The sequence below is a fragment of the Bacillus cereus G9842 genome, assembly GCF_000021305.1.
Classification (GTDB): domain Bacteria; phylum Bacillota; class Bacilli; order Bacillales; family Bacillaceae_G; genus Bacillus_A; species Bacillus_A thuringiensis_S.
The window spans coordinates 5,229,750-5,241,788 of the sequence record NC_011772.1 but is presented as its reverse complement, the minus strand read 5'-3'; the positions used below and the strand labels follow the sequence as shown (position 1 = coordinate 5,241,788).

Sequence of the window (12,039 nt, the reverse complement as noted above, 5' to 3'; positions counted from 1 at the left end):
TTTATTGGATTGTATAAGTAACAGAAAAACTAACAGGACTATAGTAAACGTAAGGTGCATGAAATTGAACATACATATTTCCATCTGTTTTTGCAGTGAAAATTCGGCCGTAACCATCAGAATAACGCCCAATAAGGTTATGATTTGAGTCATAAACACTGTAACTAGGAGTTTTGCTGTTAGGATGAATTGTTAGTTCTTGTCCTTTTTGAAGGAAAATAGGTTCTTGTTCAGAACTACCTCCAGTTTGCAAAGAATAAAATTTTGTAAAGCTTTGTTCTTGAGCGGCAGCAGCGACTTTTGTTTCAGGAATAAACGCGGTAGCTCCGGTAATTCCTGCTAAAGTTAACGCACCTACTAAAATCATTTTTTTCATAATAGAAAAAGCCTCCTTATTAGTTGTAATCGGTGTTGTTACAGTTAATATTGTATACGATAATGAGTAGGATAAAATATGCTTTTATGCATATATATTTTTTCTCAATAAAAGACCACTGATAAAAATCAGTGGTCTTTTATTGATTAAGCAGCTTTCTGCTCAGTTTGAGTAATAGGTTTTTGAAGCGAGTTATAAACTCCTGTTCCGATAACGTCTAATGCCATTTTCATTCGTTCAGGTGAAATGTTTTCTAATACGTTATCTTGGGGTGTATGGTATACCTTCTCGATATGATAGATTAATGGATTCCAACTATCGACACCCATCCAAATAAATAGAGCAGCAGGAATACCAGCTTCAGCAAACGGTACGTGATCACTGGAGCCAAATTTCCCTTGAAGAACGAGGTCATTATTTAATTGTTTACCTGCTTGCAAGGCAGCATCTGTTACAAAGTTTGTAGAGCCATCAGGTGTCATAGCGTATAAATTCTTTGCTTTATCATAATTTGTTGCAACCATATCAGCATTAAAGACGCCTAAAATACGGTCACGTTCTTTTTGGGATAGACTATTAACGTAATAATCCGAACCAAGTAATCCAGTTTCTTCAGAACCAAAGGTAATAAAGCGAATTTCTTTATCAGTTTCTACATTTTGAAAAGCACGAGCTAGTTCTAATACTAATCCAGTTCCAGAAGCATTATCATTTGCGCCAGGTGCTCCAACAACACTATCATAGTGCGAGCTTACAACGACTGCTTTTTCATTACCTGTACTCTTTTTTGGTTTCTTTTTTGCGATAACATTTAGAGATGTTAATTTAGATTCATGTCTCGCTTTTAGGGAAAGAATTGTTGTCTCTTTTTTAGCGATTTCTTCTTTAAATGCATTTCCTTGCGCATAAGCAAGACCAAAGACAGGGATAGATTGCTTTTTCGTTAGGCGGGGATTGAAGGTTTGTCCATAATTTCCGCGTCCGCCAATTAAACTGTATAAAAGAACACCTTTTGCACCTTTGCTAACAGCATTTTCAACTTGTTTATTATAATCTGTAACTGTCGTTCCTCTTTCAAATAAAACAATTTTACCGTTTACTTCATTTGGAATATCTTCTAATTTTGTCCCACCTTGAACAAAGATAAGGGGAGCTGTAATAGCTTCTGTAGATATTAGTGCATTAGGAGCAGCACCAGCTTGCCAATTACGTTTTGTTGATAGTGGTGATTCAATGAATCCAACGTATTGATCGGGCACCTGAAATGGCTGATATTCTACGTCATAACCCATTGATTTAAGCTGCATACCAATGTAACGAGAAGCCCATTCTTCGGATTTTGTTCCACCGGGTCGAGGCCCAATTGTTTCAGATAAGAAACGAACATGTTCAATGGCGCGGTTTGGATCAATTTGTTTTGTAATAGATGGAGTTTGTGGAACTTCTGAAGTGGAATCCGCTTTTGCTTGCCCAATTGGAGCTAAGCTAACAGCAAGTGATATAGCAAGCAAAGAGCTTACTATTTTTTGTTTCAATGATTTGCTCATTTTTTCCTCTCCTATTCTTCTATTCTCTCTGACTGACAAAAGAAGACGGATAATGACTTTATTTTACCTTTGTGTCTTTTATTTTTCAATATTCTGACATTGAGAAATAAAAACAATATATGCATATTTGCATATTTTTGAGGGAGATATGTATGCTATCATTTTAAACGAAGGTTCGCTTTCTACTCTGAAAGCCCCTACATTGCATGAATCTAGTGTACCCAAACTTTAGATTATGTAGAGGAATGGAACCACTGTAGGGTTTCATTCCTCATGTTTGAATCAGTTGATGGTAATTATGTTTCCGCATTTCATAATTATTATCAGTGATATATGTAAGGCATCCATATGAAAATACGAGGCTGTTCAAAGGTTTTCCGTACTTTTGGGCAGCCTCACCCCGTTAAAAGGACGATACTTTATGTATCGTCCTTTTTGTATAAAAAAACACCCAATCAATTGAGAGATTGATTGGGTGTGAAAAAATTATTAATAATTTTTTTTGCGTTTTTTAGCTAAAATACTTAATAATCCAGCTAGTAGAAGAACGATACCTACTGTTTGTGTAGGATCTTCTTTATGACCTGTATTTGGAAGGTGCTTATCCGTATTTCGATCATCTTGCTGTTTGTTATCTGTTTCATTTGATGTTTCTTCGGAAGTTCCGTTTTTGTGTTTCTCAGATGTTTCATTGCCTTTGTTTTCTTCTTTATTTGGAGGAGTAACTGGCTTGTCATCTCCACCTGACGAAGATTCAATCTTTTTATTTGAAACTGTAATTTGTAGTGGTGTAGCTTGGGCTTTATCAATTGTAAAGTTTATTGGTGATGCATCTAATTGATAGCCTTTAGGAGCCTGTGTTTCTACTAATTGATAATTACCAGGTTTCAAATCATTTACGATTACTTTTCCGTGTTGGTCTGTTTTTAAACCTTCTCGGATGATTTTTCCATCTTGGTCTAAAATATTGAAAATGGCACCTTCAAGTGTTCCATGGTGATCAATATCAACTTTAGTTAACTCAATTGAACCTGTTGTTAAACTATTTAAAGCTGTAACAGAGGTAATCTGAGATTGTCCTTTCGTAATTGTGAAAGGAATTGGTTTAATGTTTAAATCATAGCCAGTTGGAGCTTTCGTTTCAATGAACTGATAATCTCCTGGACGTAAATCAGAAACAGAAATCTTACCATCTTTATCAGTAGTTAAATCAGAATGAACATCCTTACCGTTCATATCTACAATTTTAAAGATAGCCTCTGCAAGAGTAGTACCATCGATGTCATCAACTTTAGTTAATTCAACTGCGCCTTTAGTTAAGCTGTTAGTAGCAGTAACAGAAGCTTTAGCAGTTTGACTCTTTTCAATAGTAAACTTGATAGGATTTTGATTTAAGTCATAATGCTTAGGAGCTTTCGTTTCAATGAACTGATAATCTCCCGGACGTAAATCAGAAACAGAAATCTTCCCATCTTTATCAGTAGTTAAATCAGAACGAACATCCTTGCCGTCCATATCTATAATTTTAAAGATTGCTCCTTCAAGAGTAGTACCATCGATGTCATCAACTTTAGTTAATTCAACTGCGCCTTTAGTTAAGCTATTCGTAGCAGTAACAGAGGCGATTTTTTCTTGGCCTTTTTTAACTGTGAACTTAATAGGTGTTTTGTTTAAGTCATAGTGTTCAGGAGCTTTTGTTTCGATAAACTCATAGTCTCCTGGCGGTAATTCATCCACAACTAAACGGCCGTTTTTATCAGTAGTTAAATCGGTACGAACATCGTGTCCATCCTTATTAACAATTTTAAATACTGCACCTTCAAGTGTTGTGTTTTGCTTGGCATCATCAACTTTAATTAACTCAACACTACCTTTCGTTAAGCTATTAATAGCTGTAACGAAGACATGCTTTGTTTGACTTCTTTCGATTGTGAACTTAATTGGTTCTTCATTTAAGTCGTAATGTTTAGGAGCTTTTGTTTCAATAAATTGATAGTCTCCTGGTTGTAAGTCTTTAGCGATGATTTTTCCATCTTTATTGGTAACTAAATTCGTACGAATGTCGTTACCGTTCAGATCAGTAATTTTAAATACCGCACCTTCTAGCATTTCTTTCTTATCTATAGAGTCAACTTTCGTTAATTCCACGCCACCTTTTGTTAGGCCATTCTTAGCAGTAACAGAAGCGTGAGTTAGTTGACTTTTTTCGATAGTGAAGCTAATAGGTGTTTTATTTAAATCGTAATGCTTAGGAGCTTTCATTTCAATGAATTGATAGTCTCCTGGGCGTAAGTTCGTAGCAGTAATCTTACCATCTTTATCAGTAGTTAAATCAGTGCGAACAATTTTACCTTTCGCATCGATGATGTTAAACACTGCATCAGAAAGTTTTGTATCTGGATTTATATCATCCACTTTTATTAATTCTACAGCACCCTCAGTTAAGCTATTTGTAGTAGTAACTTGGAGCTTTTCTTTTTGGCTTTTCTTAATTGTAAACTTAATAGGTGTACTATCTAATTTATAGTGTTCAGGAGCTTTCGTTTCAACAAACTGATAGTCCCCAGGACGTAAATCAGAAACAGAAATTTTTCCATGTACATCTGTTGTAAGCTCAGTGCGAATGTCATTACCATTCATATCAGTAATTTTAAATATCGCATCTTTAAGAGCGGTACCATCAACATCATCCACTTTAGAAAGCTCCACAGTGCCTTTCGTTAAGCTATTTGTAGCTGTAACAGAGACAGGCTCAGCTTGGCTCTGTGTGATTGTGAATGGAATTGGCTCTTTGTTTAAATTGTAGTGTTTCGGAGCCGTTGTCTCGATGAATTGATAATCACCAGGACGTAGGTCAGAAACGCTAATTTTACCTTGTTGATTCGTAACAAGATCTTTGCGAATTACAGTACCATTCATATCTGCAATTTTAAATACTGCGCCTTCAAGAGTAGTGCCATCAACGTCATCTACTTTAGAAAGTTCCACGCCGCCTTTTGTTAAACTATTTTTCATAGTAACGGTAGCGATATCTTTTTGGCTTTTTTCAATTGTAAATATAATTGGTTTTTTGTCTAAATCATAGTGTTCAGGAGCCGTTGTTTCAACGAATTGATACGTACCAGGACGTAAGTTTTCGACAACGATTTTACCTTCACTGTTTGTTTTTAAATCTGTTTTAAGTACCTTGCCATTTTGATCTAGTAAATTAAATACCGCATCGGCAAGTTTTGTTTGATCGTTTAAATCATCAACTTTAAGTAATTCGATACTACCTTGTTTTAAGCTATTTGTAGCAGTTAAAGAAATAGATTTCTTCTGTCCTTTTTCAATAGTGAATTTGATTGGTGTTTCATCTAAAACATAATCCTTAGGAGCTTTCGTTTCGATGAATTGGTAATCACCAGGACGTAGGTCGTTAATTTCGATTAGTCCTTGTTCATTTGTAACAAGGTCTTTATGAACTACATCACCGTTCATATTAACAATTTTAAATACTGCATCTTTAAGAACAGTGGCATCAACATCATCTACTTTAGAAAGTTTAACAGCACCCTTTGTTAAAGCATTTGTAGCAGTGACATGAAGAGCTTCAGTTTGGCTCTTTTTAATTGTAAATACGATAGGTTTTTTATCTAAAACGTAATGTTCAGGAGCAATTGTTTCAACGAATTGATACGTACCAGGACGTAGATTTTCAACAACAATTTTACCTTCATCATTTGTTTTTAAGCCTTCTTCAACTAGCTCTCCGTCTGCATCTAATAAATTAAATACGGCGTTAGCAAGTTTTGTATTTATATCAATATCGTCAATCTTTGTTAGTTCAACGCTACCTTTTTTCAAAGCATTTTTACCTGTAACATTGATCTCTTTCGTTTGACTTCTTTCAATTGTAAACGGAATTTGTGTTTCTTCTAATACATAGTGCTCAGGAGCTTTTGTTTCAATGAACTGATAGTCTCCAGGGCGTAAATCAGAAACAGAAATTTTTCCGTTTTTATCTGTAACAAGATTCGTATGAACTTCCTTACCGTTCATATCAACAATCTTAAAGATTGCACCTTCGAGCATCGTACGATCGATGTCATCGATTTTTGTTAATGTTACTGCACCTTTCTTTAAACTGTTAGTAGCAGTAACAGTAATATTCTCTTTTTGACTTTTTTCGATAGTGAACGGAATAGGCTCTTTGCTTAAGGTATAGTCTTTTGGAGCTTTTACTTCAACAAATTGATAGTCTCCAGGACGTAAATCAGAAGCAGTAATTTTACCGTTTTTATCAGTCGTTAAACCTTTGCGAATTACCTTTTTAGTATCATGAGCGTCAACGATTATAAATTCTGCACCTTCAAGAGTAGTGCCATCAACATCATCAATTTTTGTTAAAGTGACGCCACCTGTAAGTAAACTGTTTTTTACAGTAACAGGGATAGGAAGATCTTCCTTACTACCTTTTTTAATTGTGAACTTAATAGGTGTTTGATCTAATTTATAATGTTCAGGAGCTTTCACTTCAATAAATTGATAATCGCCTGGTGCTAAATCAGGGATGACTAATACTCCGTGTGCATCTGTTATTAAATCTTTCATAATTTCTTTGCCAGTTGCGTCTTGTAATGTGAATACAGCGCCAGCAAGAGCTTTCGCGCTCTCCACGTCATCTTCTTTAATTAATTTGACCTTTCCTTTCGTCAAACTATTTTTGAAAGTAATAGGGATGAGTTTTTGTTGACTCTTTTCAATTATAAATTCAATTGGTTCTTCATTTACATCGTAATAAGTTGGAGCCTTTGTTTCGATAAGCTTATAGTTACCAGGACGTAAGTCTTGTACTACTAATTTACCGTCTTTATCAGTAGTAAGTTCCGTACGAACATCCTCACCTTTGTCATTAACAATTTTAAATACTGCACCTTCAAGGGTTTCCTTAGCATTTACAGAATCAACTTTTGTTAATTCAATACCACCTTTTGTTAAGCTGTTAGTAGCTGTAACGTTAATAGCAGTCGCTTGGCTCTCCTTAATTGTAAATTCAATCGGTGTTTTATTTAAGGCATAATGCTCAGGAGCTTTCATTTCGATAAATTTATAGTTACCTGGACGTAAACCAGTAGCAATAATTTTACCTTCCTGATTCGTAACTAATTCTGTACGGACATCTTCATTTTTATTATTAACGATTTTGAATACGGCACCTATAAGTGCAGTGCCATCAGTATCATCGAGTTTTGTTAGTTCAACATCGCCTGGTAGTAGACCATTTTCAGCTGTAATAACAATCGGTGTTTTTTGACCTTTCTCAATTGTAAATTCAATTGGTGTTGATCGCAGTTCATAATGTTCAGGAGCTTTTGTTTCAATAAATTTGTATTTGCCTGGACGTAAGTCAGAAGCTTTAACAGTTCCGTTTGTATCGGTAGTTAATTCTGTACGAACGTCTTCGTTCTTATCATTCACGATTTTGAACATAGCTCCAGCAAGAGGAGTCTTTTTATCAAATTCGTCGACTTTTAATAGCTCAACAGCACCTGTAGTTAAACTGTTTTTTGCAGTAATTGAGATAATGCTTGTTTGACTTTTCTCGATTGTAAACGGAATTGGTTCTTTATTTAAGTCATAGTATTTAGGTGGTGTTGTCTCAATAAATTGATAATCACCAGGATCTAAATCTTTAACGGTCAAAGTTCCATCTTTTTCTGTTTTTAAGTTTGTACAGACATCTTCATTTTTGTCGTTAACAATTTTGAATACCGCACCTTCAAGGGTAGTGCCATCAGTATCATCCACTTTTGTTAACGTAATGCCACCTTTAATTAAAGCGTTTTTTGCTGTAACAGAAGCGACTGTAGTTTGGCTTTTTTCTATTTCAAATAGAATAGGCGTTTTGTCTAATTCATAATGCTCAGGAGCTTTTGTTTCGACAAATTGGTATTTACCCGGACGTAAATCTTTTGCTTCTATTTGTCCATGTTCATTTGTTGTTAATTTCTCATATCCAGGAATATTTTTTCCGTTGCGATCTTGAACAGTAAACTCTGCCCCTGCTAAAGTTTTATTATAATTATCCACTTTTGTTAAAAGAGCAGATCCTTTAGTTAAACTATTTGTCGCAGTTAGATTTACTACTGTTGTTTGATCTATAGAGATAGTAAACGGAATAAGTTTGCTATCTAATTGATAATGCTCAGGAGCCTTCGTTTCTTGTAAGTAGTAAGTTCCTGGTTTTAGTTTATCTATAATAATTTGTCCGTTATTATTTGTTGTTAATTCTTTGTGTTCTGGAATTACTTTTTTATCTTTATCCAGTAGTGTGAAAATAGCGCCTTGTAGTGTTGCATTTTTGTTCAGGTCATCAGATTTTGTTAAAACTACTTTCCCGACAAATTTCTTATTTGCAAGTTTATATGTTGTAGTCTCTTGTGTACCAAGTTCAACAATTTTCCCTTGTTTTAAATCCCAGCTAATTACATAGCCTTCAGGAGCCTTTGTTTCTTTTAATAAATATTTATCGCGTTTTAAATTATTAAATTTAGCGATACCGTCTTTGTCTGTTGTAATTTTACGGATAACAGTTTTACCTGTACGATCGTATAAAGTAAATTCTGCCCCAGCTAATAGTATGTTCTTATTGTCGTTATCTACCTTTATAATTTCAAGGTTTCCACGACCTTTGGTAGCAGATCCTCCGCCTGAACCAGAAGACATTCTCACTTCAATTGTTTCAGTAGTTTCTGTGTTTTTAACTGTCAACTTGTTGCCTGTGATTTTCGCTTTATTACTTACTTTTTCTTTATCGTCTGCATTAATAAGTGAGCGATATTCTAAAATATAAGCTCGATCAATTTTTTTCAAGAAGGCAATTTCGAAATGTTGCTTTCCGGTATTATTGTCTGTTGTTATTTTGAGTTTATAGTCTGTTCCTTCTTTTAATTCGTTTACTGTATCTTTTGTTAAATTTCCATATGGATCAACAGTTGTAGGATATAAGTGGAATGAATCTTCCACAATTACCTGATTTTCGGTTGGGTCATCTGTTACAACCGCATCTGCAATGGTTGATTGGCTTTCGTTAATTGCGATACTCCAATTAATATAGTTGTCGTCTTGCACAGCTTTTTTAGTAACGAAGCTGCCACCTTTATTTACTTGAGTGTCACCTGTAAGGGTGTTAACAATTTTAGAGCCATCTTTTAAATCTGCCTCGTTTTTGTAAGTGCCTTGGATAAGTTCACCATCAAGGCTTGTTTTAAAGATAATATAGTAAGGTGAATTAATTGATTGTTTGAAATGAACCTTTAGGGTGTTTTTATTTTTCTCTGTAGGTTCTTCAAGTTCATATTTCTCAGTTGGTACAGCATTACCAGGTTGTGCATTATCAGGATTTCCATTTAAAATCATATCGCGTACTTCAATGGATCCAGGAACTAATTTTTGTTTATCTTGTATTACGTCTATAACAGAAGGATCTTTAATCTCAACATTATTATAGTTAAAGCCTATTATCCAAGTAATTTCCTTCGTTTGGGCGTTATAAGAACCGTACTTATAACCATTTGCCTTTGTGAAAGTATCAGGATCGAAATTAGCTTCAACTTTATTTGATTGTGGCTTAGAATCCGTATCTATCCAAGATAGGTTACCTGTATTTTTAAATGAAGTTTTACCACTTTCTAGCTTTGTATAATCAAAGTCTGTCGTATATTTTACAACTAATGTCTTTGTCATATTAGACTGATATGTACCTATAAGAGTAATTTTGAAGCCTTTATCTGTTGCATCTAAAACATAGTCAGTCCCAGCTTGAAGGGTATAATTTCCATCTTTAATTTCTAGTTTTTTATCTTTTAATTGTAATCCACCATGATCAAAGGTGTCCGTAATGATCGCGTTGTTTAATGGATAGTTGTTATTATTTACTATAATTGTCCAAGTTGTTGTTTTGTCTTTATAATTTGTTTCAGCTTTATTATTAGATTTAATAATATTTTGCTGCTTGAAGCTAGCTTCATTTTCTTTACTTGAATCATTATCAGCTGTAACTTTATTTTTTACTTTTCCATCTTCTATAACTTTATTAGTTGGCTTGGTTTTATAGGTAATCACATAAGCACTATTAATATCATCGTTAAACTGTAAATCGAATCCATTCTTCTTGTTATTTACAGTGTAATTATTCACAGTGTCACCTGTTACAAGCGTTCCCTTTTCATTATATGAAGCGTTTTTCACAACAATAGAATTTGCATCTAGTTCGTGTGTATCGTCAAAAATATCTTTTAAAATCGCGTCTGCTTTTTTGATCTCTCTTTGATCACCATTGTAAGTAATTGTCCACTCAATTGTTTGCGTCTTTGGATCATATTTACTTGTTTTATTTAAGTGTGTACCACGAGAAACCGTTACAGTAGAGCTTGCGTTTTGTTGCTTTTGATTATCACTCGTTATCGTAACGTTATTTCGAAAACTTTTAATATTTTCATCAGTAATTTTTGTGGCATATTCGATTTGATATGCTTTATTGATAGAATCTTTAAAAGCAATCTCCAATTTTGAGCCATCTGATGAAATAATATTGTAATCTGTTGGCTCAGCTTCTGCACCACGCATTACATTTCCATTAACATCAACTTCTAAATAATAAACTTTAATAGAATCTTTATTTAAGCTTGTACCCTGTGGGATGTTATCTTTAAAAACAGCATTTTTAAGGGTTTCTTTCGTTTTGTTCATCTCTACTTTCCAATTAATTTCATTTGTATTAATTGGTCTATCAGGTACCCCTTTTTTATTCGTAGCTGTTTGCACATTAGGCTTAAAGTCAACTGTAATAGAAACATCCTTATCTTTAATTGGGAAAGGAATTTCTTGTGTTGTTGTACCTTTAATTTCAGCTTTATTAAATTCTGTCTTTAATTGTAGGTTACCAGCAACATCTGGATGCTCTTCAACATAATCGTTGAATGTCATCGTGACTTTTCCGTCTTTTGTAACAGTAAAATTACCAATTTGATTGTTTTCACTATCATATAAAGGACTGTTAATTGTATTGTAAATCTTAAAATGTTTAGGAAGATCAAAAATATAGTAATCTCCGCTTTTCACATTCATTGATTTTAAAAGCTCCCATGTAAACTCAATATTGGCAGGGGAATCTGTGCTTGGACGGTTATCCTCTGTAAATGGTTTTCCGTCTTTATCCGTCAACTTTACACCGGTTAAAATGTTTGTTGTTATTTGCTTTGGACCTGAATTTGTATTCTCAACAGGGCTGCTTGCTAGCTTATGTTCTGGATTGCCAGTAGCAATTTTAGCTGCTGGGTTTTGTTCCGGATTATCGGTAACAGGTTTAGTTGCTGGGTTTTGTTCCAGATTATCGGTAACAGGTTTAGTTGCTGGGTTCTGTTCCGGATTATCGGTAACAGGTTTAGTTGCTGGGTTTTGTTCCGGATTGTCAGTAACAGGTTTAGCTACTGGATCTTGCACTTGTTTATTAGTATCCTGTTTGGTGCCATCTTCTTTAGAGTCTTCTACCTGAACAGGAACTGATATAGGTTGAACGATTGTTCCTAAAGGAAAAGCGATTTGAACTGATTTTTCTCCAGTTTTTAAAGTTGAGTTAAACACGGTATCAACTTTAATTTTTCCTTTAGCGTCTTTCAAATTTTCTACTTGATCATTAAATATTAATTTTAATTTATTATCTTTAGCTGTTATAAAATATTGACCAATATTTTTTTGATCTGTTACTAAATCCCCTTGCAAATCTTTAGATACTTTTAATGCAAGTGGTATTTGAACTACTGCTGTATCATTTGCATGTGCAACTTGTTGATCCTTTATTGACCAAGCGTATTCTACTTGAATGGTTGATCCTATCTTTATTAAGTTGTTAGGATTTTTTGCTTCGTCAATAATATGATTCGTTGCATCTTTCATTTCAACAGTGTCAAATAAGGAATCTCCTGTTAACGTTTCCGCTTTTACTTGATTGTATGGAAAACTAGCAAGCTGCGAAAATAGTACGAATACAATTAAACATACATTGAAAAGTTTTTTCATTTTTCCTCCTCTGAACATTCATTTGTCCATTGGGGACTTATTCCACATGAACAA

3 protein-coding genes are annotated in these 12,039 nt (G+C 34.2%); all 3 read right to left on the bottom strand.

From position 1 onward, the window contains the following. Nucleotide 1: 1 nt before the first annotated feature. The 3 genes from BCG9842_RS26530 to BCG9842_RS26520 all read right to left on the bottom strand — a co-directional run bounded on the left by BCG9842_RS26530 (nt 2) and on the right by BCG9842_RS26520 (nt 11,985). Nucleotides 2–376 carry a hypothetical protein gene (locus tag BCG9842_RS26530; RefSeq protein WP_000738257.1) on the bottom strand — a complete coding sequence of 125 codons (375 nt, stop codon included), beginning with the start codon at nt 374–376 and terminating at the stop codon, nt 2–4. 146 nt (nt 377–522) lie between these two features. Further along, the gene (locus BCG9842_RS26525) at nt 523–1,923 is read right to left on the bottom strand and encodes a M28 family metallopeptidase (protein WP_000045708.1); all 1,401 of its coding nucleotides are present in this window, start codon (nt 1,921–1,923) and stop codon (nt 523–525) included. Nucleotides 1,924–2,412: 489 nt separating this feature from the next. Further along, the gene (locus BCG9842_RS26520; protein WP_000732749.1) at nt 2,413–11,985 is read right to left on the bottom strand and encodes a SpaA isopeptide-forming pilin-related protein; all 9,573 of its coding nucleotides are present in this window, start codon (nt 11,983–11,985) and stop codon (nt 2,413–2,415) included. Between the last annotated feature and the right edge of the window lie 54 nt (nt 11,986–12,039).

Bases quoted from the DNA above. Each gene is read 5' to 3' on its own strand.
- BCG9842_RS26530 (WP_000738257.1), bottom strand. From the start codon at position 376: ATGAAAAAAATGATTTTAGTAGGTGCGTTAACTTTAGCAGGAATTACC.
- BCG9842_RS26525 (WP_000045708.1), bottom strand. From the start codon at position 1,923: ATGAGCAAATCATTGAAACAAAAAATAGTAAGCTCTTTGCTTGCTATA.
- BCG9842_RS26520 (WP_000732749.1), bottom strand. From the start codon at position 11,985: ATGAAAAAACTTTTCAATGTATGTTTAATTGTATTCGTACTATTTTCG.